Genomic DNA, 25,940 nt, shown 5'->3' on the forward strand with positions numbered 1-25,940 from the left:
GTAAAAATGCTGATTCAATCTAATCTTTGGTTGGCCGCTCAAGAGCTGGCAAGTATTCAAATGAAGTACGCGGAGTCTGGGCGTACTTTAAGTGAGGCTGCTTTATGCGGTGCCAAGGAATTTGTTGAATGGCAACATTACCCCGCTAATGACTTGGTAGATGAAGTAAGTGGTTATGAGTTTTATTACCATGCACATTCTGCTGATGAAATGCCCAATGGAGAGCACGGTCATTTTCATGTGATTAAGCGTAATGCAAAAGGCTTCCATCATCTGATTGGGATTGCATTAAACCAAAAGGGATTGCCAACTCGTCTGTTTACTACGAACCAGTGGGTGACAGGTGAAGTGATAGCAGATTCAACAATAGCGATGAGGTCAATTCAGGGATTTGAAATGGTGACAAAAGGGCGCATGGCTCTAGTGACTAAGTGGATCGGCGCTTTGATCCAATTATTTGCTAAAGAGATTGAAGGATTGATTTTAGAGCGCGATCAAAAGATTGCACGGCTATTAGCACAGCAAGGTAATCGAGAGCTTGTCCTAAATTCAAAAGAACATCATGTATTAACCGAATGCAAAATTGATCTGATGGAACGTATCTCAGACCATTTGTTGGTTGTCAATTCCTAGAGGAGTGGAAATGAAAAAGATTCAATGGCTTTTAGCCTTCGTTCTAATAAGCTTAGTAAGCTTAGCCCAGGCAATTACCTTACCTGGTCCGGTTGTTAGCGCCGACTGGTTGGCAAATAATATGTCTGAGGTTCAAGTCATTGAAGTGAGAACAGATTTATCGAGTTACCTCAGAAGCCCGGAGTTTGATACAGATAAAAAAACTGGTAAGAAATTCCTCGTAGAGGTTGGTGGCCATATTGCTAATTCAACGCTCCTAGACTTTAAGAAAGTACGTGTGGAGCGTTTAGTAGATGGCAAGAAGATTAAGCATCTGATTCCTGAAAAAGCAGATTTTGAGAAGTTGGTTCAATCTCTGGGAATTAATTCCGATAAACCAATCGTCCTCGTTCCTATTGGACAAGATATGTCTGATATAGATGAAGCATTGCGAACTTATTGGTCATTCAAGGTGTATGGCGAGGATCAAGTAGCGGTATTGGATGGCGGTATTGCAGGATGGTTAAGTGAGGGTCGTGAATTTACAATTGCCAATTCTCCAAAGGCCGCAGGAAATTGGGCTGCAAAAGCAGAGCGTAAGGAACTAATCGCTAGTTCTAATGAAGTAGCTGCAGCATCAAAAAGTGGCAAGCCACAGTTATTGGATGCTCGTCAGCCTGCTCAATACTTAGGCCTTGCAAAACGTCCTGATGTCTTAACCTTTGGCCATATTGCAGGCTCCAAAGAATTAGCTCCTGAGTTATTGGCTAGGCCAAGCAATGGCGCATTGTATTTTTGGCAAAAGAAGACTTATGACGCATTGCTTGCAGCCAACGGCTTAAGCAGCAAGAGTCCAACCATTGCCTATTGCAATACTGGTCACTTAGCCTCTGGCGGTTGGTTTGTGATGTCAGAGTTAGTGGGTAATAAATCCACCAAGTTATATGACGGATCTTTATACCTGTGGACTTTGGAAGGTCGTCCATTGGTTGGTGTGCCACTGAATTAAGGGTGTCCACTATGTCAGTCCTTGAGGCCACCTTGAATCTGAAAATGCTGCACTCATCAGCCGAAGATGCCTGCCACTTGATGAAAGTGCTGTCGAATAGAGATCGGATGATGTTGTTGTGTCAGATTAGTCAAGGTGAAATGTGTGTAAGTGAGCTGGAGGAGTGTCTTGATATTCATCAGCCCACTTTGTCTCAGCAACTCACTGTATTGAGAAATGAAGAGTTAGTCACGACCAAAAGAGAGGGAAAGCAAATTTACTACTCTCTCTCCAATCGAGTGGCTTTAGAGGTGATGAATGTGCTTTATCAAAATTATTGCAGTACATAACCAAAAGAGGTCTTAATATGAAATGTAATGTCGGTGGTATTGATCGTATCTTACGTATAGTCGTTGGCCTGGTATTGCTTGGTCTAGCAGCAACGGGAACTGTGGGTGTTTGGGGTTGGATTGGCGTTGTGCCACTAGCAACAGGGTTATTTAAATTCTGCCCAGCTTATACATTGCTAGGAATCAATACCGGCAGAAATTGCAATTGAGATCAATTGCTCTAGCTTCCTCAGGTTTTCTTGAGAGCTTATGTTAACAATATATGCGTATAAACGTATATACGCAAAATATTTAAAAGGATATCAATGAAGACAGCGCATGATCTAGTCGCTGCGGCTAAAGCTACTATTAATGAGGTGAGCTTGGCAGACGCTCAATTAGCTATTCAGAATTCTGATGTATTGCTCGATGTTAGGGAGGCTGACGAATATATGAATGGCCACATTCCAGGAGCTGTTCATATTTCAAGAGGGTTGCTGGAGTTTAAGTTAAGCAATGACCCTGAATTGAGTACACGTAGTTTAAAAATAGTTCTATATTGTAAAAATAGTGGGAGAGCAGCATTAGCCTCTAAAGTTTTACATGAGATGGGTTATTTGCATGTTCAGTCAATCGCCGGTGGATTTGATGCGTGGGCTGGGGCAGGTAATCCTATAGCTAAGCCAGAGGCAATCAAATTTGAATAAAACTTATCTTTATCATAGCGTTACTTAAAGTAACGCGTATTTTTTTAAAAAGTCCTTTGGAGCAACGAGGTGAAGTCACGCTTTGTATTGCACAGTTTATTACACAGTCCCGATTTATGCGTTTAAGCCATTGAAATATATAGACTTTCCAGCAGCCACGAATTCTTCTAAGGCGTAGGTCGCACGTTCGAATCGTGCTGGGCAGGCCAAGAATTAATGCTGGTATTTCTGTCTTTATACGGCCACACTCTTTTTTGTCGGTTTACCCGACAAAGCTTTGCGCTGATCTACTCGACCTAATTAGCTACGAACCTAGACTTAACCTAAAACTTACAAAAAGGAAGCTTTTGATGTAAAAGGTGAGGTTTGGTCTTGTAATTGCTACTTTAAGTAACGCCTACTAATTAGATTTGTAGATGATGATTAATTAGTAAATTCCTTACTCAGCTGTTATGCCTGTAAGGCGAATAATCTCCGCCCATTTTTTATTTTCGTTCACCATATGCATTCCAAAGCTCTGAGTACTTTGGCTGGGTGTAACCATATTGCCTGCCTCCTCAAACGTGGTCTTAAGAGCTTTGTTATTGAGTGCGCTCGTAATACCTTGAAATAAAGTATCAATCCTATCTCGAGGTGTTTTGATCGGGGCCCAAATGCCAAACCATGATTCCTGAATTGTTAGTTCATTTTTCATGATTTCATTTAGTGTTGGCACATCTGGCAACTGCGTTAAACGATTTTTACTTGTTACGGCAAGTGCACGCACTTTTCCACCTTTGATCAATGGTACGGCTGTTCCTGCTATTGGAAAAGCAAATTGTGTATCGCCCCGAATTAAAGACGTAGCAATTTCTACCGATCCTTTTAATGGGATATGAATTATCTTCAAATTATTCAACGTTACAAATGTTGCACCTGCAATGTGCGCTGAAGTGCCAATCCCGCCGGACCCATAATTCATAGAGCCCGGGTTGGCTTTAGCAGCAGCAATAACGTCTTCAACCCGTTTATATGGAGAGTCTGCTGAAACCATCATCACCGTTGGGAAGGAGTACATATTGCTGATAGGAGCAAAATCCGTTAGGGGGTTAATTGAAATTTCTGGCTTAATAATTTTTTGAATTAACTGTATGTTTGATCCAAGCATAAGGGTGTAGCCATCGGGCGCTGACTGTGCGGTAAATTGAGTCGCCAGCACACCACCAGCCCCAACTTTATTTTCAATAATGACGGATTGCTTAAAAGTTTCTCCCAGATAAGGTGCCGCCTGTCTTAGCTGTATATCCGGACCACCTCCGGCTGCGTAAGGGCAGACTATTTTGATCGAGTTGCTCGGAAAACCTGTCTGACTATATGACACAAAAGGATATAGGCCAATACTGGGGATGGTAATGAGAAACTGTCGACGCTTCATGTTATCTCCTAATTTTTATGTTTAAGTTTTTCAGATCTTATTGATTCATATCAATCACAATCCTGCCCTTTGATTTTCCTGCCAGCGTGAGATCTAGGTGATGTGGTAGCTCTTCAACGCCAATGACGCTGGCAATTTCTTTTAGATGAGTTGGGCGATATTCATTAGCAATCTTATTCCAAACTTTTTCTCTTATGAGCATAGGTGAGTTTGCATTGATACCAATCAAACGAATTCCTCTGAGAATAAATGGTATTACAGTAGTTTCAAGCTCTGCTCCACCAGCATTTCCAAAGGCAGCAATTACTCCGCTTGGTTGTATTACGCGAGTCAGCCAGGATAGAGTAGAGCCACCTACAGAATCTATTGCCCCAGCCCATTGCGCTTTTTCAAGTGGTTTAAATTTACTCTCTGATGAAATTCGTCCAATGACTTCCGAGGCACCAAGGTTTTTAAGGTATCCAGCTTCATTTAGTTTTCCAGTCATGGCGGTCACTTGATAGCCTCTTTGCGCCAACATATTTATGGCAATAGTGGCTACTCCACCAGTTGCACCGGTTACTAGTATTGGACCACTTTGCGGATTAAGTCCATTTAGCTCCATTAAGTCCAAAGATAATCCTGCCGTATAGCCTGCAACACCGATCGTGGCGGCATCCAGTAACGTGAGGCCTTGGGGTATTTTCATAACCCAATCCGCATTGACGCGTGCATATTGGGCATGCCCACCATCATGATCAACTCCGATTCCACAGCCATTTACTAATACCTCATCGCCTGGACTAAATCGTGAATCAAGCGATTCAACCACTGTGCCAGTCAAATCAATACCGCTAATTCTTGGCCATTCACGCACTATATTGTTAAGACCTTTTGAAGCCAGCGCATCCTTGTAATTAATACTAGAATATGCCACCTTGATGATCACATTACCCGGACTTAAAGAATCCAATTGAATGGATTCAATTTTGCTGGTGACTGCTCCATCTAGGGAGTGAAGACGAAAAGCTTTAAAAGATGTATTCATCTTATTGGGCTTTAATGTTGGCTTGCTTAGTAACTTGTGACCACTTAATAGTTTCTGCTTTGATGTGTTCAGCAAACTCAGTTGGTGTGCTATTGACAATCTGAACCCCTTGTCTTTGAAGATTCTCACGGACCTCAGAATCATTGAGAGTAGTCTGTATTGCGGTGTTCAGTCGTTCGACAATGTTATTAGGGGTTCCAGCAGGCGCCAAAATTCCCCACCAAGCATATGCTTCCATAGGGTAGCCTAATTCTTTTAGGGTAGGTACGTTAGGAGTAATGCTTGATCTTGTTGGCATCGCAATAGCAATTGGTACTGCATTGCCCGCTTTAACCTGCGCCATTATTGGCCCGTAATTATCAAAGCTTAGTTGAACTTGATCTCCAATTAGAGCGGTTGTAGCTTCTGAACTTCCTTTGTAGGGGATGTGTTGAAGGTTACTTTTAGAGTTATTTTTAAAAAGTTCACCCGCTAAGTGTGCGCTACTACCATTTCCTGGAGTTGCATAAGATAGACCGTTGGGTGTGGACTTTGCTTTAGCTAGCAAGTCAGAAACAGTTTTAATATTTGAATTATTTGTAACAAAAATATAGACAGGTACTTTGGTAATAAGAGCGATTGGTGCTAAATCCTTTTGTGTGTCATATGGTAATTTCTCAAATAATGCTGGGTTTGTTGCTAGATTGGCTGTGCCCATCAACAAGGTATAACCATCAGCGGGCGCCTTCACAACTGCGAGAGTGCCAGATTGGGTAGAGGCACCAGGTTTATTTTCAACAACTACTGTTTGTCCAAGTAGAGGCCCTAATTTCTGACCAATTGTCCTTGCCAGATTATCCGCTCCTCCGCCTGCAGCGTAAGGAACAATAATCTTAATAGGGCGATTAGGGTAGCTTGAATCTTGCCCAAAAGCAGAAAAAGAAGATGTTATGCAGAGCAAAGAAAATATAGTTACATGAAGTTTGTTTTTCATTATTTCTCCAAAATTAAAGAGCTAGTTAAAGGTATGTCCTGCTTTTTTGAACGTATTTCTAGCGATATTCAGTTGATGAATTTGACTCGTTCCCTCATAGAGGCGGAAAAGACGCACATCCCGATAAAATCTCTCAATCGGATTATCGGAAATATAACCATATCCGCCTAACATCTGTACACAACGATCAGCAACCCTTCCACACATCTCCGAAGCAAAATATTTGCAGATGGAAGCTTCCATGCTGACATCTTCTCCGGAATCACGTTTGCGGGCAGTTTCTAAAATAAGTGCTTTAGCAGCATAAATTTCGGTTTGGCAGTCTGCAATCATCGCTTGCACTAACTGAAAAGCGCCAATAGGCTTACCAAATTGCCCCCTTACAGATGTGTAATTCACAATTTCATCCAACATACGAATAGCTGGACCAATACAAAGTGCTGCTAAATGTATGCGTTGCTTATTTAATACTTTCATTGCAGTTTTAAAGCCTGCACCCTCTATTCCGATAAGGTTTCCAGAAGGAATGCGGCAATTTTCGAAATGCACTTCTGAAACTGGGGATCCTGCTTGCCCCATTTTTTTATATGGGCTACCAACAGTGAGACCCGGTGTATTTCTTTCTATTAAAAATGCAGAAACACCATCAGCTTTAGGCTTGCTTTGATCCGTTCTTGCCATGACTGTAAATAGATCAGATATAGGCGCATTAGTAATAAAGCATTTGGTGCCATTTAGGATGAAATCATTTCCCTCTTTTCTTGCCGAAGTTTTTAAAGAGGCTGCGTCTGAGCCCGCGTCAGGCTCGGTAATTGCAAAGCACCCAGTAATTTCTCCTCTAGCTAATCTAGGTAAATATTTTTCTTTTTGTGCCTCTGATCCATCGGCAACTAATGCCTCTGATCCAATCCCAGTATTGGTTCCCACTCTCGCACGAAAGGCAACAGAGCATTGTGATATTTCCATAGCGGCCAAAACTAGCTCTTCAGTCGTCATACCATAACCGCCATATGCTTCTGGGATTGAGAATCCGAATAATCCGAATCCAGCCATATCGGACACAATATCTGGGGGGACATCGTCTAGTAATTCAACTTCTGCCTCACGAGGAATAAGTTTATTCTGACAATACTTTTTTAGTGAATCTAAAAAAGAAAAGAATTCGTTTGGGTTACGAATCATAGCGATCCTTTAATCAAAGTGCTCAATTTCATTGCGAAGCTTCACCATCAAAAGCCCCATAACGTCGGCTTATCCATTCTGCGATCATGCAAGGTCGTTCCTTACCTTCTTGCTCTATAGATACATTCCAAATAATTTGTACTCCGCCTTTAAATGCCTCTAGAGATGCTAGGGTGAAATGAGCACGCACTCTAGCATTTACTAAAACTGGATCAGTAAATCTGACTTTATTAGTTCCATAATTGATCGACAAGGTAACGCCATCGATGAGAACGGTATCTGTAAAAAATTTGCTTAAGAGTGAGAGGATTAAAAAGCCATGAGCTATTGTGACTCCGTAAGGAGAATCTTTAGCTGCTCTTACTGGGTCTACGTGTATCCACTGATTATCTCCACCGGCCTCAGCAAATAAATCAATACGCTGTTGAGTAATTTCCTGCCAATCGGAAGGGGGAAGCTGTTTACCAACCCAGTTTTTTAGTTCATTAAGAGAACTAAGTGTAATTTTGTGCATGCAGTGCTCCTTTTATATAACGTTGCTAGCTTTTAGATTGAAAATTTCTTCATCACTTAACCCAAGTTCAGAATAAAAAGAAATATTATGGGCACCAGTTTTTGATCCGCTATGGGGAATATATTCGGGAATGCCAGAAAAACGCGGAACGACACAAGGCGCCGGAATGCTACCCAAATCCTCGTCAGGCAGTCTGATGATTGCTTTGCGTTCTTTAAAGTGGGGATCATTCAAGACATCATTAATGTCATAAACCTTGGTAAAAGGAACATCATGCTGGTTAAGAGCTTTTGCTAACATTTCAAAATTTAGCGATGAGCACCAGTTAGAGATAATTTGGTCTATTTCATCTAAATTCTTTAGGCGCGACTGATTGTTGGAAAATTTAGGATTGTTTGCCAATTCATCCATACCAATTGCAGAGCAGAATCGCTTAAATATTGGTTCAGATGATCCAACTACACTAATCCATACACCATCGGATGTTTTATAAATATTAGAGGGTGCTGTATATGTTGCCCGTGATCCAGTGCGCCCACGAACATAATTTAGTTGATCAAACTCAACCGCGAGCGGATCAAGTAGACGCATCATGGCTTCGGTTGCAGATAGGTCGATTTCTCTGCCGACCATATCTTTTGATCGAGAACTTTCAACTAAAGCTGCTGCTATAGAAAATGCACCAAATAATCCGGAAACTACATCTCCTAAAGGGTAATTCATATGCTGAGGGGGACCATCAGCCATTCCCGTTAAGTTTGTAAAGCCACTCATTGCCTCAAAGATGCGAGCAAAGCCTGGCCTTCTGGCATAGGGGCCAGTCTGACCAAACCCAGTAAGACGAAGAACGATAAGCTGAGGATTAGCTTGATGCAAGGTTTTGATATCAAGACCCCATTGATCAAGGGTGCCAGTTCTAAAATTTTCCACCAATACATCAAAAGAGGGCAGCATTCTTAAAAAAATTTCTTTTCCCTCAGGCTTTCGTACATCTAAGGTAATGCCTTTTTTTCCTCTATTTGTAACTTTCCAATATAAAGAATGATGATCCTTCATGGGAGCAAAAGTTCTCAAAGGATCATTGCTGGCAGGTAGTTCGAGTTTGGTGACTTCAGCGCCTAAGTCAGCGCAAAGCGTCGCTGCAAATGGACCAGCAATTACAGTAGCCATATCCAGGATACGTACACCAGATAAAGGACCTTTATTACTGCTTGGTGTTTGAGTTGTGCTCATATTTTTTTAGTCGATTTTTAGTAGGAATTTCTATTAAATCAGAGAAAATTAGGACCATCAGTGTGTTTCGCCTAGCGAAACACTTGTTAGAATAGATTGCTATCCACTGGGAAAAGAATAAGGATCTATAGACCTTGAAAGGGGCTAAAAGGCATGATCGATCGTCAGTTTGCAATAAATCTAAGTAGGGGCCTAGAAGTGCTGAGGGCGTTTAATCCCGCTGACCAATTATTGGGCAACAAAGAGTTATGTGAAAGAACTTCGCTCCCTAAGGCAACAGTTTCGCGTCTAACTTACACACTTGAAAAATTGGGTTACTTATTGAAGGTAGATAGATTACAAAAATATCGCCTTGGACCTGGAGTTTTAATGTTGGGTTATCCCATGTTGGCTGGCCTAGAAATTCGACATTTAGCTCGCCCTCATATGGAGCAGTTGGCTACCAAAACAAAATGGACGGTTAATTTAGGGATGCTTGGACGTCTTGAAGTTATATATATAGACGCAATGCGACTTGATCGTCGGAATTTTTTAAAGCCAGATATTGGAAGTAGTAGGCCACTTTTAACTACTTCGATAGGGCGCGCTCTTTTACTTGCCTCCTCGGAAAAAGATCAGAATGCTATCCTTAATAGAATAAAGATTACTGATCCTGCCCAGTATCGTAAAGACTTACACCACTTTAATCGAGATAAAGCGTTTTATGAAAAAAATTCATACTGCCTGAGTCTTGGTGACTGGGAACCAAATGTATGCGCTGTATCAGTCCCGCTTAGGGTTGGAAGTAGTGATGATCCAACTACTGCGCTAAATTGCACTCTCAGTGGTTCAAAGCTTTCGCAGCAAGAGATTCATCAATTTATTATTCCGCATTTACTTGAAGCAAAACATAATATTGAAAAGGATAGTGGAAGAATTTTTATCAGCAGAAAATCTTGAGCACTTTATAAAAACAATAATCCTTAAAGGGGTCTTTCAATGAATTATGAATGTATTGATTTAAGAGTTGATGATGGCGTGGCATTTCTTTTTCTTAATAGACCAAGTAAGCATAACGCCTTGAACGATCAGATAAGACATGAGCTTCTCAATGCTCTTGAGTCAATATCAAATGATGAGGGTATTTATGCTGTTATTTTGAGTGGAAATGGGGCTAGTTTTTGTGCGGGTGGCGATATTGAGGCGATGGCCAAAAGGCTTGAGATTCCTGCTGGCGAAATAGCTATCAAGGGATGGAAGCGGCATCAAGAAATTCAGCGAATGATTATGCTGATTCACAATATGCCAAAACCCATGATTGCTGCAGTAAATGGCTCAGCATTTGGATTGGGCGCTGATTTAGCGTTAGCATGTGATTTCATTATTGCCAGTGAAAATGCATTGTTTTGCTGGTCATACATTGATAGAGCTGTGATTCCAGATGGAGGTGGTATGTATTTTTTACCTCGACGAGTTGGAATGAGCTTGGCTAAGGATTTAATCTTTTCAGGAAGAAGAATCAAATCTAAAGAGGCAATGACAATCGGTGTCATAGATCGCTGCTCAGATCCTGGCGATTTACTCGAGCATGCTGAACAATGGGCTAAAACATTCAAAGACACAGCCAAGCCTGCCTTTATGCTTAGCAAGCGTATTGTTAATAAAAGTCTAGAGTCCTCACTTGAGGATATTTTTGCTCAAAGTAATATGGCCTTAGGAATTTGTTTTAGTTCTGTCGAGCATCGAACATCGGTTGAAAATTTTCTCAATAAATAACAACGTAAGCCATATTTACATTATTTTAAAAAAGTACTTTGATGCAACGTGGTGAAATGATGCTTTGGCATTGCACAGTTTATTACACAGCGCCATTTTTACGATTTAAGTCGTTGAAATATATAGGCTTTTTAGCAGCCACGAATTCTTCTAAGGCGTAGGTCGCACGTTCGAATCGTGCTGGGCAGGCCAAAAACCTCAATTCGTAACCCTGTCTACTGTGTATCTGTTGCTCAGATACCTATTTCTTAGCATAATTACATCATATGAATACAGCCCTGATCGACTTAGCTACTCAAAATGCAGCTCATGCATTTATGGAAAAAATTGCACATCAATATGATGTCAGCAAGGCTTTTTTGTTCGGTAGTCGTGCTCGCAATACGCACCAAGGTGAGAGTGATGCTGATATTGCTATTTTATTGCGAGGCAAACCGGGCCGCTTTATGGCTACTAAGTTTGCGATGGATGATCTGGCCTATGATGTTCTATTAGACTCCGGCATTCGGATTCAACCTCTCCCTATTTGGCAAGAGGAGTGGGATCACCCAGAAAATTACTCCAATCCCAGTCTTTTAAGGAATATTCAAAATGAAGGTATTGTTCTTTGAAGGCGAAAGAACTTTTTACTAAAGCTCAAACCGCAGCAACTTCAGCTCGAATTTTGTTAAATGCTGGGGATGTTGATGGTGCTTGCAACCGCGCTTATTATGCGATGTTTGATGCTGCTAGGGGAGCCCTTTTGGCATCTGGTGTTAGCGAGTCAACAGTTAATACTAAAACCCATAGCGGCCTTATTTCAAAATTTAGTCTTGAGCTTGTTAAATCTGGTCAAGTTTCCGTAGAGCTTGGCAAGTCCCTAAACAAGGTTGAGGATCTTCGATTGATGGCTGACTATAAGGGTGACTCCATTTTAGAAGAGGATGCCAGTTGGGCAGTTAATCAGGCCGATATATTTGTTGAAGCCTTGTGCGCCAAATTTAGCTAAGGCGTAGGTCGCACTTTCGAATCGTGCTGGGCAGGCCATAAATTCTCTACCCCCATCCTTTTAAATCAAAGAATAGACTATGTTACTGTCAGGGCATGCTAAGCAATCTTAAAAATACCTTCAATAGTGATTTATGCCAATCTATTCTTGAAACCATACTTTTGCAGGGCTACGATTCTGTTCTTATTACCGATGCATCAAATAATCCCAAAATTATCTATGCTAACCCAGCGTTCACGCAACTGACCGGTTATAGCGCAGATGAAATTCTCGGGAAATCGCCAAAGATTCTCCAGGGCTCAAGTACCTCCCAAAAGGTTATTCAACGCTTACGGCAATGTCTCGTTGATGTCACGGTCTTTGAAGGTGAGACCGTAAATTATAAAAAAGATGGCACGATTTTTATGATGAACTGGCGCATGATTCCAATTATTGACAATGGAGAATTAAAAGCTTGGTTAGCAATCCAACGCGAAAAAGTTGTCACATGGTTACCAGATTAATAGACTACATTATCTTTTCTAAGCTGTAGGTCACTGAAATATATAGACATTCCAGCAGCCACGAATTCCTCTAAGGCTGAAGTCGCACTTTCGAATCGTGCTGGGCAGGCCAAAATTTATTGTTAATGTTTATCCCAGCTTTACTGTTGCGCTCAATTGGCATTGGATCAGATCACATCTATTGCTTAGTTATCTTCGTTTATAGTACAAAAACACCCGTTAGCAGCTGCTAATCTCTTAAATTGCAAGATCCCTATTAGAAATGGAAAGCAGATGGGTGATTACACCAAGATGTCGGCACATTACGACACGATTATGACCTCAGGGTATTACGACTATCAGGCAATTGTTGATGGATTACTAAATCATCATCCTTTTGAGAATGTTTTGGAGATTGGGTGCGGTACGGGTTTAATTTTGGAAGAGATTGCCAAACGTGAGCCAACTGCAAATATCCGCGGCATAGACTTAACCCAATCAATGCTTGAAATCGCCCAAAAACGTTTAGAGTCTTACCCAAACATTAAGTTAAGCCAACAAAATATTACGGAGTTAAGTCTTGAGCAGCAATATCGTTTGGCATTTTCTTATGGTGGAGTTTGGTATTTCGTGATTGATGGAGATAAAGAACCGTTTCTAGTTAGCCATATCTATGATGAGCATGCAAATCATCTTGGGCTTGAAAGTTTAAGTAGATTTGTTCAGTCCGGTGGAAAATTGCTACTAGGAATTCAAGGGCCGCACCATGATTATGAGAAGCCTATTTCTAATGGGATGATTTACTCACAAAAGATTGAACCCCTAGAGCTCGGATTTACTAAGCACTATTATCTGGATGATAAAGGTCATCGAGTAATGGCTCAAACGATCCACTACCGTACTTATAATTTTAGCGATGCTAAGCAATTACTCTCGAGTTATGGTTTTGAGTATGAGGAACGGACAGAAAAGCACCAACATTTTCTTGAATTTAAGCGCACTTAAAGATGTCCATCAAGATTAGCGATCCTTTGATTGGTTTTATTGGTGTAGGTAATATGGGCAATCCCATGGCTGCCAATTTATTAAAAGCAGGTTACAGGGTCAGTGTGTTTGATCGTGAGCCTCACAAGGCACTAAATTTAGTATCCTTGGGTGCAAACCTTGCAGAAAATATTACGCAACTTGGTCGGCAATCTCAAGTGGTGATTTGTTCATTACCTGGTCCAGCACAAGTCAAGGAGGTGATGTTTGGTAGCGGTGGGCTTATTGATGCAATAAAGCCAGACTCAACCATTATTGATACTTCCACTAGCTCGGTAGAGCTTGCACAAGAATTATCAATTCTTCTAGAGCAAAAGAATGTAGGCTTTTTAGAGGCGCCAGTGACTAATGCTGTTGACTTTGCAGTACTTGGTAAGTTATCTATTTTTGTTGCCGGTAAGCAATCAAATTTTGAAAAGTACAAGCCTATTTTTGAAGTGCTCGGTGAAAAAATATTTTATGTTGGTAAATCTGGTAACGGGGCTACGATTAAGTTGCTAACCAATCTGCTATGGTTCACTCACGCCGCAGTGATCGGCGAGGCCTTGATGTTAGGAGCTAAGGCTGATATTCCGCTTGAAATTGTTGCTGAAGCGATTCAATCAAGTGCTGGTAATAGCTGGGTAGCGGAACATGACATTCCATCGATATTTGCAGGGCACTATGACCCAAGTTTTTCTCTAGCGCTATGTTGTAAAGATTTAGATTTGGTCAATCAAATTGCGCAGTCTCAGGGCTTTACCTTGACGATGGGCCAATTCGTTCAAAGCCTTTTCGAGGAGGCTCAAAAAAAATATGGAGCATCTGCTGCTGAGTTGCACGTAGTCAAATTATTAGAAGATCGGGTAGGTACTTATTTGCGCCCTCATTTACAAAACCTAATCCCGTAACGGATATATCGATCATGACATTAAAAAATCAAGTCAAACTCATGCAAGAGGCGCACCTGCATATGCCTCAAGGGGTTGCAGAAAACTATCGCTATTGGGGTGACGAACAAACTGTATTTATATCTTCAGCCAAGGGCGCTCAGCTGACCGACTGTGATGGCAAAAAATATATTGATTTTCGTTTGGGATATGGCCCAATTATTTTGGGCTATCGCGATGATCGAGTAGATCAAGCAGTCATTCGACAAATTCAGGAAGGTGGAACACTGTCAGGTTTTTCTACATCGCTAGATACTGAGGTGGTCAAGCAAATCAAAGCCCTATGCCCGCAAATTGATAAGTTACGGTTTGCTAATTCCGGTACCGAAGCCGTGATAGGCGCAGTCAGAACGGCACGTGGTTTTACTGGTAGGGATCGAATTGCTATTGTAGAAGGTAGCTTTCATGGTTTAGTTGATGAAATGATGTGGAAATCTGATATCGAAAATTGGAATTCCGGCGATCTTCATCCCCCTAAGATCATTCCATTTGGTGCAGGCATCCCAGACAATACGCGCGAATTGGTAGATTTTATTGAACTCAATAATTTTGAGTCTCTTGAGCACCTTTTTATGACTCGGAAAGATTCTTTAGCCTGTGTTTTATTGGAGCCCATTATTGGTAATGCTGGCAGTATTGCAGCCTGTAATTGCTGGTTACAAAGGTTGCGTGATCTGTGTACCGAAAACGGTACGATTCTCATTATTGATGAAGTCAAAACGGGATTTCGGGTGGCTAAGGGTGGCGCCCAATCTTTGTATGGGATTTATGCAGATCTGACAACGTATGCCAAGGCTATGGGTAACGGCTATCCTGTTGCTGCTTTTGGTGGAAGATTCGAGGTAATGGATGTAGTTGGCTCTCATGCAGGAGGTGTTGTGCATGGTGGAACCTATACTGCCAACTTAGTTAGTTTAAGTGCAGCGCATGCAACCTTAGATATTTTGGCAAATACCAATGCCCTTAAAACAGTAGATGAGGCGGGGCAAAAGATTCAAGCACTACTAGGCCGCGTCTTTACCGCCGCGGGAATTGAGCATGCCTTTGCAGGCCCTCCCGCAATGTTAGGTATTCATTTTTCGAGCGAAGTGCCCAATAATTATCGTCAGTGGCGAAAGGTCAATAACACCTTATATAAGAACTTTGCTTGGAAATTAATTGAGTATGGAGTAATGCTCGAGCCAGACTCAAGAGAGCCATGGTTTATTTGTGAGGCACATGGTCAAATAGACTTTGCTTGGTTAGAGGATGTGGCTACAAAAGCAATTAAATCAGTACTCTAAGATTTGATTTATTGCGCTAAATAGATCTCACAATTAAACCTCCTCAAGCGTTATTTAAAGTAAGGCTTGATCCTATTCTGATTTTAAGGATATACTTTCCTTAAGCAGGAGAGTGAGGTTTACCTCCACCGAAGGCGCAAACTCCCATGAACGCTCAGGTATCCATTAGGAAGGTACTGCTTATCCTAAATAGCCGTCTGGAGAGACACCATCTTTATGGTGCACCGAAGGAGCAAGCACTCAGCCACGCTGTAGTGTGAATCTCTCAGGTATCAGGGACAGGGGGAGCGGCAGCCATATTGATATGGCACTTTAGGAGACTTCGCATGCATACACTTCCGAGCTAATTCAGTTTTTGCTAATGCAGATCATTTGATTCAATTTTCACCTACTGAATAAGGATATACATCATGAGTAATAAACTAGTCCAAGAAGCCCCTTTTCACCCTGGATATGAGGATGCTTCCTATAAAAATGAAGTTTCACCAGCGATTGCCGAATTAGAGAGCTTTAGAAAAATGAACGCTCGCCACCTTGGCTTTTCAGAGCTGATTGTGGATTTCTGTAAGTCTTCAAAGTCATTTACCCCAGCCTGATAGTTAATAAATAACCCCAGTTAGCAATAGCTGGGGTTTTTAGGATCTAGGTCACAAGCTCAAATCGTGCCGAGCAGGCCAAATACTCAAGCTACAGTAAGTAAAAAAATGACTTGCGGGCAAGAAAGCTGAAAAACGCTTAAAGTATTCGGTATGAAAGAGATCGCCCACTACACCCCCATTGATTTTTCTGATCGAGTTGCTCTATCGTTTACTAAGGGCATGCGTTTTTTTGCTGATACTTTTTTTAAGAAACGCTATGGGCACAGAGCTGTTGTTTTGGAAACGGTCGCAGGAGTTCCGGGAATGGTGGCCGGTATGTGGACCCATTTAACCAGCCTGCGTAGCATGAAGGTTGGCTATGGGCCAAAGATCCGTACGCTCTTAGCAGAAGCTGAGAACGAAAGAATGCATTTAATGACCTTTATCGAGATTGCAAAGCCCAATATGTTTGAGCGCTATCTGGTCCTAATTACTCAAGCCATTTTCTGGAATTTCTTTTTCATTATTTATGTGTTCTTTCCAAGAACAGCGCATCGCATAGTTGGCTATTTTGAGGAAGAGGCTGTCTACTCCTATACCGAATATTTAAAAGAAATTGTTGAGGGACGCACGCCTAATGTTCCTGCTCCTAAGATTGCTATCGATTATTGGAAGCTAGATGCCAATGCAACCTTGCGTGATGTTGTGATTGCGGTCCGAAACGATGAAGCTCATCATCGAGATACAAATCACCAATTTGCTAGTGACTATGATTAATGGTCTAGCCTAATAAGATTTAGGTCGCACGTTCGAATCTTGCTGGGCATGCTAAATTTTTCAATGTGTCCTTGCCTATAAACCTTCCGCTTTATATGAAAAATGAATTCTAGAAGTCCTGCTTTTCGTAAAAAGGCATTAGCGCTGTTCGTAAGCAGTCTTTTTATTAAGCCAGTGCTTGCAAATCAGCCTGAATACGAAGCTCCGCCACTTGATGAGATTGTGGTCTCGGCTAGTGGATATGAGCAGAAAATATTAGATACAGCAGCCTCAATCAACGTAGTTAACCGCAATCAGATTCAAAGCGGTCAGGCTATGGAAAATCTCTCCGAGCCATTGAACCGAGTGCCTGGTATTTTTGCTTTAAATCGTCAAAACTATGCACAGGATCTTCAAATATCCTCCCGCGGTTTTGGAGCAAACTCTACTTTTGGTACGCGGGGTATCAAAATTTTTGTTGATAACATTCCCGGCACCGTCGCAGACGGGCAGGGCCAAATCTCACATATTGATTTGCCATCTACCGAGCGAATTGAGGCTATGCGTGGCCCATACTCTGTTCTCTATGGCAATTCATCTGGCGGAGTGATCAGTATCTTTACGCAAGATGGTGGTCCAAATAACGAGGTGGTACCTTACTTTGAGGTGGGGTCTTACTCGCAAAGAAAAGTAGGCGTTAAGGCAAGCGGCATTTATCGCGAAACTAATTATCTGCTCGATGTTGGAGACCTTCATACCAATGGCTATCGGGTACATAGCGTAGCAGATCGATTTAATGCGAATTCAAAGCTGAAGTTTCAGATGGGTGGCGATACAGCCGTCACATTTATTGCTAATAATGTTAATTTAACTGCTCAAGATCCACTGGGACTAACGTCATCCCAATTAGCTGCCAACCCAAAACAAGCTGGCAATAGTGCCATTAGTCAAAACACACGTAAGTCAGTTTTGCAGTCTCAGACGGGCGCTACGATTGATACCCGTGTGGATCAAGAAAATCAGCTGTTGTTTACTCCTTATTACGGCCAGCGTCATGTCACTCAATTTCTGGCCGCCCAGAGTAATGGGGTCATTGATTTAAAGCGAAACTTTTATGGCATGGACAGTAAATGGGTTCAAAAAAACCAAATGCTAGAGATGCCACTTACCTTAGTCGGCGGCGTTGACATGAATGAGAATGATGATCAGCGCATGACCTATCAAAATAATGGGGGCGTTCAGGGAGCACTTGGTCAAAATTACCGCATGAGCGCCAAAAACTTTGATCAATATGCTCATTTAGATTGGCGCTTGCTTGAGCGCTTATCACTCAATATGGGCGCAAGAAATTCCACAACTACTCTGAGCTCAATTAGTAATAGCCCTGCACTGAATAATACAAGTAGTGGCTCCAATACTTATCAGGCGCTCACCAGCATGATGTCATTGCAATATTATTTAACTGAGCTCTCCAATGTATATGTTTCGTATGGATCGAGTTTTGATACTCCTACGCTAAATCAAGTGACGTACAACTCTAATTTTAGTAGCTCCAATTTTGGTTTATCTGCCGCCACTACTAAACAGCTGGAAGTTGGTTTTAAATCCAAAGTATCGAAGTCGGCCCAAGTTAATGTAGCCCTTTTTAATGCCAACACCACAAACGATATCGTAGTCGGTGCCTCGAGCTTTGGGAGAACTGCGTTTACTAATGCTCCTAAGACGAACCGACAGGGGATGGAGCTTGGTTCGCAATTTAAATTACCTCATGATTTCGAAATGAATCTTGCATACACTTGGTTAAATGCAACTGTTAAAGAGGCATATTCATATACTTATCAAGCTACTGGTATCCCGACCACAACCAATGTCGTGCTCAGCGGCAATCGAATTCCTGGCGTTCCCAATCAAGGCCTTTTTTCTGAGCTCCTCTGGGTTAAGCCTAATAAATCGATGGAGGCTGCAGTAGAGGCGAGGGTCAATGGCTCTATGGCGGTTAATGACATCAACAGCTCGAGTATGGCAAATGGCTATGCTGTGATGAATATTCGTGGTGTTTTGCGTCAAGAACTTTCTGGCGGTTGGTCGTCCTCACAATTTTTTAGGATTAATAACATATTGGATCGCTCATATGTTGGGTCTGTCATCGTTAATCAGGCTAGTAGCCAGTTTTATGAGGCTGCCCCCGGACGTAATTGGATGATCGGTGCCAATGCAAGCTATCAATTTAAGTAATCTCAAAATGTGCCCCAGAGTCAATTTGTTGCAGCTTTATAAGGCAAAACCCTAGTATCAGACCATAGCGATTGCGGTAAAAAAGAATTAAATTAATAGCACTAACTGTATAAAAAACTTAGTCATAAAAAAGAATGGAAACAACCATGTCCCAGAGACTTATTTCGGCAGCAACCCTTTCTACTTTGACCATGTCCTTGGTGATTCTGCAAGGCTGCTCAATCACACCTCCTCCTAAAGCTGAGACTGCCCCAGCTCCCGCAGCGGCGGCTCCAGCGCCAGCATGGAAGCAGGGCATGGGTCCAGATATGGCCACTTCGACCTTGGCGCCAATGCCAGGAAAGATGACCACGACAGCGGCAAATGAAATTCCGATTGATAAGCTGAAATTACCCCCAGGTTTCAAGATCGAGGTTTGGGCAACTGGTATGCCTGGAGCACGCGCGATGGCTCGCGGTGATGACGGCAAGATCTACATTGGTACCCGAGCCATTGGCCGTGTTTATGAATTAACCGACAACGGTAAAGAGCGCACTAGCCGTGTATTAGTAGACAAATTAGTGCAGCCTGCTGGAGTTGCCTTTAATAATGGCTCCTTATATGTAATGGCCATCAATAAAGTCCTGCGTTATGACGGGATTGAAAAAAATCCAAGCGTAACGCCAGTAGATCTCACTGCTAAATTTAATTTGCCACCCGAGCAGCACCACAACTGGAAGTACATTGCATTCGGACCCGATGGAAAGCTTTACGTTCCATTTGGAGCGCCTTGCAACATTTGTGAGTTGCCTACCCCTGAGTACGCTCAAATTCGTCGCTATAACCCTGACGGATCAGGTATGGAAGTACTCGCAACCGGAGTTCGCAATAGCGTCGGCTTTGATTGGCACCCCACTACCAAGCAAATGTGGTTTACCAATCATGGTCGCGACTGGATGGGTGACGATAAACCAAACGACACTCTTAACCGCATGCAAAAAACAGGTCTGAACTATGGCTTCCCTTATTGCCATTCAGGCAATATCCCAGACGATGTTGTGAAGAAGTCAAACCCTTGTGAAGGTGTAGAGCAACCCGTTACTTTAATGGGTCCGCATACTGCAGTGATGGGCATGAAGTTTTATACCGGCAATATGTTCCCAGCTGAATATAAAAATGCAGCACTAGTTGCTCGTAAGGGTTCATGGAACCGTAATCAAAAGTCTGGATATGACGTTGTCATGGTCAAGACTAGTGCAGATGGTAAAAATGCCAAGATTACTCCATTCATTACGGGCTTTATGAATCCTGCAGACAATTCATTCTGGGGTCGTCCAGCCTATCTCATGCAGATGCCTGATGGCTCCATGTTGGTGTCGGATGAGCAGTTAGGTGCAATTTACCGAGTTACCTATAGCAAGCAGCAACTAGTAGCAGCTAAGTAATTCGCAGTATTGTTGTGCAGTATTTAAAAATAGCGACGTTTGCCTTAGGACTCATATGTTCTAGTGCAGCGTCGCTTTCTTTTGCGCAAGACATTGGTACCAAGATTCAGGTTTGTGGCGCTTGCCATGGTGCCGATGGCAATTCCAAAATTGTAGGCACCCCATCTTTAGCGGGTCAGCCTAAGACTTTTCTAGAAAATCAAATGGTGATGATTCGGGAGGGTATGCGCGATATCCCGGTTATGAAGGGGCAGCTTGATGGCTTAAACGATGCTGCTATTGTTGCGATTGCAAAGTTTTACACCAATAGTCCAGCTATCTCGCAAGCAGGCTCTAGGAATGCTACTTTATTTGAAAAGGGCCAAGTGATTTCAAAAGAGGCCTTATGCGGAACATGCCATTTGCCTGGCTATGTTGGCAGAGATCAGATGCCAAGAATTGCTGCTCAAAGAGAAGACTACCTTTTGTACAGTATGAGACAGTTTCGTTCAAATCAAGCTACAGGTAGAGATACGATCATGGCGGCATCCCTATACGGTATGACGGACGATGATTTAAAAGCAATTGCCCACTATCTGTCACAATTACAGTAATGAAGCGATGTGCTATTTGAATCTTAGTACAGACCCAAACAAGAAGTTCGGATGTTTTTCACTTTAGAGGCGCATTCTTTTAAGGCGTAGCTCGTTTATCTATTAATGACTACGACGATGACTTCACTCTTCATTGAAATACTAGCTGTCAATATTAATATCTATAACAAGAGAGATATTCATGAAAAATAAAAAACTCAGTCTTAACTGCTTGATCGCTACAACATTATTTTTGGGCGCTACACCTGTTTTTGCTGCTAGCGCAACAATGGATAAGATGAAATCTACTGGTGCAATTACTATGGGTGTTCGCGAATCGTCTATTCCAATGTCATACACCACTGGTGATAGCCGCTTTGATGGCTATCACGTTGAAGTTTGCCGCATGATTCTGGCTGACCTAAAAGATAAGCTTGGCCTAAGCACTTTGCGTATTAACTATCAACCTGTGACATCTCAGAATCGCGTACCTTTAGTGCAAAACGGGACAGTAGATATTGAGTGCGGAACAACGACTAACAATACTGCGCGCGCTAAGGATGTAGGCTTTGCAAATACCCTTTACGTTGAAGAAGTTCGGATTGCAGTAAAAGCTAACTCTGGCATTACTTCAATTGCTCAGCTAGCTGGCAAAAAAGTTGCTACCACTACCGGTACTACTTCAGTACAGTTACTACGTAAACATGAAAAAGCCAATGGTGTTAATTTTGACGAAGTATTTGGTAAGGATCATGCCGACAGTTTCTTATTGCTAGAGTCTGGCCGTGCAGATGCGTTTGTAATGGATGGTTCAATCCTGGCTGGTAACATTGCCAACTCCAAAAATCCAAAGGACTACAAGATTGTGGGTGAGGTACTGGCAACGGAGCCTATTGCCATCATGGTCCCCAAAAATGATCCAGAATTTAAGGCCGCTGTGAATGCTGCGATTGCTAAGATTGTAGCTAACGGCAATATGCCTAAGCTTTGGAATAAATGGTTCTTAGCTCCAATTCCACCAAAGAGTATTGTCGTGGACCTTGAGTTGTCCCCAGCAACTAAAAACGCTTGGGCCAATCTCAATGACAAGCCTGCTGAAGACTACAACAAGAAATAAACGGTAGTCATCACTAAATACGAGCCAACAATATGTCTTTAGATTTAGGTGTTTTTTGTAAGAACACCTTAGATGGAGAAGTAGTAGATCACTGCTTCTCCGCACTGTTTGGCTTGGCTCAAAATAGTGATCCAAGCTACTTAGATTGGCTGATGAAGGCCTGGGGCTGGACTTTGGCGGTAGCAGCCCTAAGCTTGATGATTGCTTTTATTCTGGGGGCGGTGATGGGCACTCTCCGTACTCTGCCAGCTACCAGCTTTCTGAATAGATGGTTAATTCATATTTCTACTGCTTGGGTGGAGCTATTCAGAAACATCCCTATCTTGGTTCAAGTATTTCTTTGGTATCACGTCATTCCATCCTTTGTACTGCCCTTAAAGTCTTTGCCATCTTATTGGTTAGTAAGTATTGCTCTGGGCTTCTTTACATCCGCTCGTATAGCTGAGCAGGTCAGGGCGGGCATTCAGTCTCTGCCTAGCGGACAAACGGCTGCTGCAACTGCATTAGGCTTAACAACCCTGCAAAGTTACCGTTACATTATCTTGCCAATGGCATTACGGATTGTGATGCCACCACTGACCTCGGAGAGCATGAATCTCATTAAAAACTCCTCGGTGGCTTTCGCAGTTTCCGTACCGGAACTCACCTTATTTGCAATGCAGGCTCAAGAAGAAACATCGAAGGGTGTTGAAATCTACTTAGCAGTGACCTTGCTATACGCGCTCTCGGCATTCGCAGTCAATCGAGTAATGACACTAATTGAAAAGCGTAATCGCATTCCGGGTTTTATTGTTTCCAATGACGCAAGCTTGGCTCACTAGATGTTCATGAGGCTAATGATATGCTGAGCTTAGACCTGAGTTTTTATAATTGGGAATTATTTACCAACTATATCTTGAAGGGTCTGGTATTTAGTATTCAGTTAACTGTCTTTGCAACAGTGGGAGGCATCCTATTTGGGACATTTTTAGCTTTAATGCGTTTGTCTGGACGGCCAGCATTGGTATATCCCGCTACCTTTTACGTGAACACCATGCGATCTATTCCTTTGGTGATGGTAATTCTCTGGTTTTTCTTGCTGATCCCGATGTTGATTGGCAGACCCATTGGCGCTGATCTTTCGGCTACGATTACTTTCATTGCATTTGAGGCAGCATTTTTCTCAGAGATTGTGCGCGCTGGCATTCAGTCCGTACCGAAGGGGCAGAGCTTTGCAGGGGAAGCCTTGGGTATGACTTATGGCCAGAATATGCGTCTAGTGGTTTTACCTCAGGCTTTTAGAAACATGATCCCTGTTTTTATGACTCAGACCATTGTTTTGTTTCAAGATACCTCATTGGTCTATGCCATTGGCGCGTACGACCTACTTAAGGGATTTGAGATTGCTGGTAAAAATTACGGCCGCCCAATTGAAACCTATATTTTGGCTGCAGCAACATATTTTGTAATTTGTTTCTCGCTCTCTAAAGTAGTTCGTAAGATACAAGCTAGAGTCGCCATTATTCGCTAATCTCATCCAGTACAAATTAAATAGATCATCATGATTGAACTTCAAAACGTGTCCAAATGGTATGGCTCATTTCAGGTACTCACTGATTGCTCAACATCGATTCAAAAAGGTGAGGTGGTGGTAATTTGCGGCCCCTCTGGCTCTGGTAAATCCACTCTAATTAAAACCATTAACGCGCTCGAGCCCTTTCAGGCAGGTGAGATTATGGTTGATGGAATTGCGCTGCATGACCCAAAAACCAATTTACCCAAACTGCGTTCCCGCGTTGGTATGGTGTTTCAACACTTTGAGCTTTTCCCGCATCTCAGCGTTACCGAAAATCTAACGCTTGCTCAAATGAAGGTCTTAGGTAGATCGGTAGATGATGCCAAGACCCACGGCCTTAAATATTTAGAGCGTGTGGGGCTAATGGCTCAAAAGGACAAGTTTCCTGGACAGTTGTCTGGTGGTCAGCAGCAACGAGTCGCAATTGCACGTGCTTTGAGCATGGATCCGATGGTGATGCTATTTGATGAGCCAACGTCAGCCTTAGACCCCGAGATGGTGGGAGAGGTATTGGATGTGATGGTGAAGCTTGCACATGAGGGGATGACGATGTGCTGCGTTACCCATGAAATGGGCTTCGCTCGCAAGGTAAGTCACCGCGTGATTTTTATGGATCAAGGCAAAATCATTGAGGACTGCAGTAAGGAGGAGTTCTTTGGCAAGCCCGAAGCGCGATCGCCGAGAGCCAAAGATTTCCTCTCAAAAATCTTAGATCACTGACCTAAATCCCCATCTCAGCAAACACTTCCTTGGCGCATCTGAAGCTATCGATCGCTGCTGGTACTCCACAGTAAATTGCAGCCTGTAAAAACACTTCCTGAATATCCTCTTTGCTTAGCCCATTATTAATGGCCCCGCGCACATGAAGCTTAAGCTCATGGGGGCGATTTAAAGCAGTAATCATAGATAGGTTAATGATGCTTCTGGTTCTACGGTCTAGGCCAGGACGATTCCAGATTTCATTCCAGCAATACTCGGTAACCAATTCTTGCATAGGCATATTGAATGCGTCTGCATTCTTGATGGAGTTGTCCACATACTCTGCCCCTAGGACTTCGCGGCGAGTTTTAAGGCCTTTTTCAAATGCTTCTTTATTCATATCAAGCTCCTATGGTCGTACTATATTTGTTGGAATTAATATATTGCCACTATTCAGCTACCCCCGTTTAGCCTAGAATGATTTTCATGAGCCTGACTTTCTCTTTTCGTATTACCACCTTATCTTTCGCCTTAGCTCTACTAAGCGCCTGTACTGTAGATAAGCTCGAGGCCAGGTTACAGGCTGATCCACAATGTAAATCGGTCATGAACGCTAAAACCGGTGCTTTAATGCCATGCCCTGGCACTGATAAAGAGTTTTATAAATCTGTTCCTGCCCTAAAGCTAGCTCAAGGTGAAGTCAAACAAGTATCTACTTTTACCTCAGCAACAACTCCAAAAGCTGTTGTTGTACCGGTAGAGTGCAAGCCACAACTTCATCAAAAATCAGGTAGCTTGATGCCTTGCCCAGCACCGTAATCAAAGATCACATAGATCGTTTACCGAAAGAAAATATGAACAAATTAGGCGCTTTAGTTACAGCAATCTCTGTAGCTACTTTGTTAGCTGCTTGTAGTAATACGCCTAAGTTGGCAAGCCAGCCAATGCCCAAGTCTGGGTTTTTACCAAATTACTCAGCGCTGGTGCCGATGGCGACATCGGGAGAGGATACTCGTATTTGGAGATACCGTAAAGCTGATATAAATCCTGGCGCCTATACTGCAGTGATCTTGGATCCAATTTACTTGAATCAAAATGCTACGAAGGAAATTTCTCCAGAGGTGATTAATCAAGCACAGATTGCATTACAAGACTCCATGGTGAATGCAATAAACAGTCGTGGCAATATTAAGATCGTCAATCAACCCGGCCCAGGGGTTGCTCGTATCTCCGTTGGTATTACTGGTGCAGAGAGTTCAGCAGATAGCCTGCAGCCATGGAATTTCACGCCGATTGGCTTGGCAATGAATGCGGCTGCTTATGCTGGTGGCGTCAACTCTAAAACCCCAGCCATGTTAGTCGAGAGCAAAATTACCGATAGCCAAACTAGGGAAGTCATTGGCGAGGGTTTGGTAACCATTCAGGGTGAATCTTTCCGTACTGGCGGTGGTTCAGTCGAATCATTTGTGGCCATGGCTAAAAAAGTAGTCAAGGTAGCAATGGAGACTTCAGCTGATCCAAGAGCAACTGCCACAAAATAAGGG

The 25,940-nt window shown here is 42.6% G+C and carries 31 protein-coding genes and 1 riboswitch; of the genes, 24 read left to right on the plus strand and 7 right to left on the minus strand.

Annotated elements, in window-relative coordinates:
• The first annotated feature begins 6 nt into the window (after positions 1–6).
• The 5 genes from C2758_RS04420 (at position 7) to C2758_RS04440 (ending at position 2,636) form a co-directional block, all read left to right on the plus strand.
• Positions 7–633, plus strand: a complete 627-nt coding sequence (locus C2758_RS04420) for a hypothetical protein (protein WP_215329766.1) — start codon at positions 7–9, stop codon at positions 631–633.
• Between the two features lie 10 nt (positions 634–643).
• Positions 644–1,621 (plus strand): sulfurtransferase, encoded by a 978-nt coding sequence (locus C2758_RS04425; protein WP_215329767.1) that lies wholly within the window; start codon positions 644–646, stop codon positions 1,619–1,621.
• A gap of 11 nt (positions 1,622–1,632) precedes the next feature.
• Positions 1,633–1,950 (plus strand): helix-turn-helix transcriptional regulator, encoded by a 318-nt coding sequence (locus C2758_RS04430; protein WP_215329768.1) that lies wholly within the window; start codon positions 1,633–1,635, stop codon positions 1,948–1,950.
• Between the two features lie 17 nt (positions 1,951–1,967).
• Positions 1,968–2,159: a DUF2892 domain-containing protein gene (locus C2758_RS04435; protein ID WP_215329769.1), complete on the plus strand. Its 192-nt coding sequence runs from the start codon at positions 1,968–1,970 to the stop codon at positions 2,157–2,159.
• Positions 2,160–2,255: 96 nt separating this feature from the next.
• Positions 2,256–2,636 (plus strand): rhodanese-like domain-containing protein, encoded by a 381-nt coding sequence (locus tag C2758_RS04440; RefSeq protein WP_215329770.1) that lies wholly within the window; start codon positions 2,256–2,258, stop codon positions 2,634–2,636.
• 439 nt (positions 2,637–3,075) lie between these two features.
• On the opposite strand, the gene C2758_RS04445 is transcribed toward C2758_RS04440, so the two are convergent.
• From C2758_RS04445 to C2758_RS04470, 6 genes are read right to left on the minus strand one after another with little or no spacing between them, the layout of a single operon-like run.
• A complete protein-coding gene (locus C2758_RS04445) occupies positions 3,076–4,050 on the minus strand; it encodes a tripartite tricarboxylate transporter substrate binding protein (RefSeq protein WP_215329771.1) in 975 nt (324 codons plus the stop codon).
• Positions 4,051–4,087: 37 nt separating this feature from the next.
• Positions 4,088–5,077 carry an oxidoreductase gene (locus C2758_RS04450; protein ID WP_215329772.1) on the minus strand — a complete coding sequence of 330 codons (990 nt, stop codon included), beginning with the start codon at positions 5,075–5,077 and terminating at the stop codon, positions 4,088–4,090.
• Between the two features lies 1 nt (position 5,078).
• Entirely contained in the window at positions 5,079–6,050 is a 972-nt protein-coding gene (locus C2758_RS04455) for a tripartite tricarboxylate transporter substrate binding protein (RefSeq protein ID WP_215329773.1), read from the minus strand.
• Between the two features lie 21 nt (positions 6,051–6,071).
• Complete coding sequence (locus C2758_RS04460; protein WP_215329774.1) at positions 6,072–7,232, minus strand: acyl-CoA dehydrogenase family protein; 1,161 nt, start codon at positions 7,230–7,232, stop codon at positions 6,072–6,074.
• 28 nt (positions 7,233–7,260) lie between these two features.
• On the minus strand, positions 7,261–7,746 hold the full coding sequence (locus C2758_RS04465; protein WP_215329775.1) for a MaoC family dehydratase: 486 nt from the start codon (positions 7,744–7,746) through the stop codon (positions 7,261–7,263).
• A gap of 12 nt (positions 7,747–7,758) precedes the next feature.
• A complete protein-coding gene (locus C2758_RS04470; protein ID WP_215329776.1) occupies positions 7,759–8,979 on the minus strand; it encodes a CaiB/BaiF CoA-transferase family protein in 1,221 nt (406 codons plus the stop codon).
• 153 nt (positions 8,980–9,132) lie between these two features.
• Between C2758_RS04470 and C2758_RS04475 the strand changes: the two genes are divergently transcribed.
• The 17 genes from C2758_RS04475 to C2758_RS04555 all read left to right on the plus strand — a co-directional run bounded on the left by C2758_RS04475 (position 9,133) and on the right by C2758_RS04555 (position 24,417).
• A complete protein-coding gene (locus C2758_RS04475) occupies positions 9,133–9,918 on the plus strand; it encodes an IclR family transcriptional regulator (protein ID WP_215329777.1) in 786 nt (261 codons plus the stop codon).
• 39 nt (positions 9,919–9,957) lie between these two features.
• On the plus strand, positions 9,958–10,734 hold the full coding sequence (locus C2758_RS04480) for an enoyl-CoA hydratase/isomerase family protein (protein ID WP_215329778.1): 777 nt from the start codon (positions 9,958–9,960) through the stop codon (positions 10,732–10,734).
• 266 nt (positions 10,735–11,000) lie between these two features.
• Positions 11,001–11,345, plus strand: coding sequence for a nucleotidyltransferase domain-containing protein (locus tag C2758_RS04485; protein WP_046330019.1), 345 nt, complete (start codon positions 11,001–11,003; stop codon positions 11,343–11,345).
• Entirely contained in the window at positions 11,342–11,722 is a 381-nt protein-coding gene (locus C2758_RS04490; protein WP_215329779.1) for a HEPN domain-containing protein, read from the plus strand. Before C2758_RS04485 ends, C2758_RS04490 begins: the two co-directional genes overlap by 4 nt.
• Positions 11,723–11,817: 95 nt before the next feature.
• Entirely contained in the window at positions 11,818–12,225 is a 408-nt protein-coding gene (locus C2758_RS04495) for a PAS domain-containing protein (protein WP_215329780.1), read from the plus strand.
• 273 nt (positions 12,226–12,498) lie between these two features.
• Positions 12,499–13,209 carry a trans-aconitate 2-methyltransferase gene (locus tag C2758_RS04500; protein WP_215329781.1) on the plus strand — a complete coding sequence of 237 codons (711 nt, stop codon included), beginning with the start codon at positions 12,499–12,501 and terminating at the stop codon, positions 13,207–13,209.
• Positions 13,210–13,211: 2 nt separating this feature from the next.
• On the plus strand, positions 13,212–14,138 hold the full coding sequence (locus C2758_RS04505; RefSeq protein WP_215329782.1) for an NAD(P)-dependent oxidoreductase: 927 nt from the start codon (positions 13,212–13,214) through the stop codon (positions 14,136–14,138).
• Between the two features lie 14 nt (positions 14,139–14,152).
• A complete protein-coding gene (locus C2758_RS04510; RefSeq protein ID WP_215329783.1) occupies positions 14,153–15,460 on the plus strand; it encodes an aspartate aminotransferase family protein in 1,308 nt (435 codons plus the stop codon).
• A gap of 187 nt (positions 15,461–15,647) precedes the next feature.
• A riboswitch (glycine riboswitch) is annotated at positions 15,648–15,752 on the plus strand.
• A gap of 118 nt (positions 15,753–15,870) precedes the next feature.
• Positions 15,871–16,056, plus strand: a complete 186-nt coding sequence (locus C2758_RS04515; protein WP_215329784.1) for a hypothetical protein — start codon at positions 15,871–15,873, stop codon at positions 16,054–16,056.
• A 153-nt stretch (positions 16,057–16,209) separates the two neighbouring features.
• On the plus strand, positions 16,210–16,815 hold the full coding sequence (locus C2758_RS04520) for an alternative oxidase (protein WP_215329785.1): 606 nt from the start codon (positions 16,210–16,212) through the stop codon (positions 16,813–16,815).
• Between the two features lie 102 nt (positions 16,816–16,917).
• Positions 16,918–19,029 (plus strand): TonB-dependent receptor domain-containing protein, encoded by a 2,112-nt coding sequence (locus C2758_RS04525; protein ID WP_215329786.1) that lies wholly within the window; start codon positions 16,918–16,920, stop codon positions 19,027–19,029.
• 146 nt (positions 19,030–19,175) lie between these two features.
• The gene (locus C2758_RS04530) at positions 19,176–20,453 is read left to right on the plus strand and encodes a sorbosone dehydrogenase family protein (protein WP_251369261.1); all 1,278 of its coding nucleotides are present in this window, start codon (positions 19,176–19,178) and stop codon (positions 20,451–20,453) included.
• 14 nt (positions 20,454–20,467) lie between these two features.
• Positions 20,468–21,046, plus strand: coding sequence for a cytochrome c (locus C2758_RS04535; RefSeq protein WP_251369262.1), 579 nt, complete (start codon positions 20,468–20,470; stop codon positions 21,044–21,046).
• A gap of 181 nt (positions 21,047–21,227) precedes the next feature.
• Complete coding sequence (locus tag C2758_RS04540; protein WP_251369263.1) at positions 21,228–22,142, plus strand: amino acid ABC transporter substrate-binding protein; 915 nt, start codon at positions 21,228–21,230, stop codon at positions 22,140–22,142.
• A gap of 32 nt (positions 22,143–22,174) precedes the next feature.
• Complete coding sequence (locus C2758_RS04545; RefSeq protein WP_215329787.1) at positions 22,175–22,963, plus strand: amino acid ABC transporter permease; 789 nt, start codon at positions 22,175–22,177, stop codon at positions 22,961–22,963.
• Between the two features lie 20 nt (positions 22,964–22,983).
• Positions 22,984–23,652: an amino acid ABC transporter permease gene (locus C2758_RS04550; protein ID WP_215329788.1), complete on the plus strand. Its 669-nt coding sequence runs from the start codon at positions 22,984–22,986 to the stop codon at positions 23,650–23,652.
• Between the two features lie 30 nt (positions 23,653–23,682).
• Entirely contained in the window at positions 23,683–24,417 is a 735-nt protein-coding gene (locus C2758_RS04555; protein WP_215329789.1) for an amino acid ABC transporter ATP-binding protein, read from the plus strand.
• Between the two features lies 1 nt (position 24,418).
• Here C2758_RS04555 and pcaC read toward each other — a convergent pair whose 3' ends face one another.
• Positions 24,419–24,796, minus strand: coding sequence for a 4-carboxymuconolactone decarboxylase (gene pcaC / locus C2758_RS04560; protein WP_215329790.1), 378 nt, complete (start codon positions 24,794–24,796; stop codon positions 24,419–24,421).
• Positions 24,797–24,882: 86 nt separating this feature from the next.
• On the opposite strand from pcaC, the gene C2758_RS04565 reads away from it, so the two are divergent.
• Both C2758_RS04565 and C2758_RS04570 read left to right on the plus strand, forming a co-directional pair.
• On the plus strand, positions 24,883–25,215 hold the full coding sequence (locus C2758_RS04565) for a hypothetical protein (protein WP_215329791.1): 333 nt from the start codon (positions 24,883–24,885) through the stop codon (positions 25,213–25,215).
• A gap of 35 nt (positions 25,216–25,250) precedes the next feature.
• On the plus strand, positions 25,251–25,937 hold the full coding sequence (locus C2758_RS04570) for a DUF3313 domain-containing protein (RefSeq protein WP_215329792.1): 687 nt from the start codon (positions 25,251–25,253) through the stop codon (positions 25,935–25,937).
• Positions 25,938–25,940 lie beyond the last annotated feature (3 nt).

It is taken from the genome of Polynucleobacter sp. AP-Sving-400A-A2 (genome assembly GCF_018688155.1).
Lineage (GTDB): Bacteria > Pseudomonadota > Gammaproteobacteria > Burkholderiales > Burkholderiaceae > Polynucleobacter.

Coding starts and splice junctions, on each gene's coding strand:
- C2758_RS04420 (WP_215329766.1), top strand. CDS start 7: ATGCTGATTCAATCTAATCTTTGGTTGGCCGCTCAAGAGCTGGCAAGT.
- C2758_RS04425 (WP_215329767.1), top strand. CDS start 644: ATGAAAAAGATTCAATGGCTTTTAGCCTTCGTTCTAATAAGCTTAGTA.
- C2758_RS04430 (WP_215329768.1), top strand. CDS start 1,633: ATGTCAGTCCTTGAGGCCACCTTGAATCTGAAAATGCTGCACTCATCA.
- C2758_RS04435 (WP_215329769.1), top strand. CDS start 1,968: ATGAAATGTAATGTCGGTGGTATTGATCGTATCTTACGTATAGTCGTT.
- C2758_RS04440 (WP_215329770.1), top strand. CDS start 2,256: ATGAAGACAGCGCATGATCTAGTCGCTGCGGCTAAAGCTACTATTAAT.
- C2758_RS04445 (WP_215329771.1), bottom strand. CDS start 4,050: ATGAAGCGTCGACAGTTTCTCATTACCATCCCCAGTATTGGCCTATAT.
- C2758_RS04450 (WP_215329772.1), bottom strand. CDS start 5,077: ATGAATACATCTTTTAAAGCTTTTCGTCTTCACTCCCTAGATGGAGCA.
- C2758_RS04455 (WP_215329773.1), bottom strand. CDS start 6,050: ATGAAAAACAAACTTCATGTAACTATATTTTCTTTGCTCTGCATAACA.
- C2758_RS04460 (WP_215329774.1), bottom strand. CDS start 7,232: ATGATTCGTAACCCAAACGAATTCTTTTCTTTTTTAGATTCACTAAAA.
- C2758_RS04465 (WP_215329775.1), bottom strand. CDS start 7,746: ATGCACAAAATTACACTTAGTTCTCTTAATGAACTAAAAAACTGGGTT.
- C2758_RS04470 (WP_215329776.1), bottom strand. CDS start 8,979: ATGAGCACAACTCAAACACCAAGCAGTAATAAAGGTCCTTTATCTGGT.
- C2758_RS04475 (WP_215329777.1), top strand. CDS start 9,133: ATGATCGATCGTCAGTTTGCAATAAATCTAAGTAGGGGCCTAGAAGTG.
- C2758_RS04480 (WP_215329778.1), top strand. CDS start 9,958: ATGAATTATGAATGTATTGATTTAAGAGTTGATGATGGCGTGGCATTT.
- C2758_RS04485 (WP_046330019.1), top strand. CDS start 11,001: ATGAATACAGCCCTGATCGACTTAGCTACTCAAAATGCAGCTCATGCA.
- C2758_RS04495 (WP_215329780.1), top strand. CDS start 11,818: ATGCTAAGCAATCTTAAAAATACCTTCAATAGTGATTTATGCCAATCT.
- C2758_RS04500 (WP_215329781.1), top strand. CDS start 12,499: ATGGGTGATTACACCAAGATGTCGGCACATTACGACACGATTATGACC.
- C2758_RS04505 (WP_215329782.1), top strand. CDS start 13,212: ATGTCCATCAAGATTAGCGATCCTTTGATTGGTTTTATTGGTGTAGGT.
- C2758_RS04510 (WP_215329783.1), top strand. CDS start 14,153: ATGACATTAAAAAATCAAGTCAAACTCATGCAAGAGGCGCACCTGCAT.
- C2758_RS04515 (WP_215329784.1), top strand. CDS start 15,871: ATGAGTAATAAACTAGTCCAAGAAGCCCCTTTTCACCCTGGATATGAG.
- C2758_RS04520 (WP_215329785.1), top strand. CDS start 16,210: ATGAAAGAGATCGCCCACTACACCCCCATTGATTTTTCTGATCGAGTT.
- C2758_RS04525 (WP_215329786.1), top strand. CDS start 16,918: ATGAATTCTAGAAGTCCTGCTTTTCGTAAAAAGGCATTAGCGCTGTTC.
- C2758_RS04530 (WP_251369261.1), top strand. CDS start 19,176: ATGTCCCAGAGACTTATTTCGGCAGCAACCCTTTCTACTTTGACCATG.
- C2758_RS04540 (WP_251369263.1), top strand. CDS start 21,228: ATGAAAAATAAAAAACTCAGTCTTAACTGCTTGATCGCTACAACATTA.
- C2758_RS04545 (WP_215329787.1), top strand. CDS start 22,175: ATGTCTTTAGATTTAGGTGTTTTTTGTAAGAACACCTTAGATGGAGAA.
- C2758_RS04550 (WP_215329788.1), top strand. CDS start 22,984: ATGCTGAGCTTAGACCTGAGTTTTTATAATTGGGAATTATTTACCAAC.
- C2758_RS04555 (WP_215329789.1), top strand. CDS start 23,683: ATGATTGAACTTCAAAACGTGTCCAAATGGTATGGCTCATTTCAGGTA.
- pcaC (WP_215329790.1), bottom strand. CDS start 24,796: ATGAATAAAGAAGCATTTGAAAAAGGCCTTAAAACTCGCCGCGAAGTC.
- C2758_RS04565 (WP_215329791.1), top strand. CDS start 24,883: ATGAGCCTGACTTTCTCTTTTCGTATTACCACCTTATCTTTCGCCTTA.
- C2758_RS04570 (WP_215329792.1), top strand. CDS start 25,251: ATGAACAAATTAGGCGCTTTAGTTACAGCAATCTCTGTAGCTACTTTG.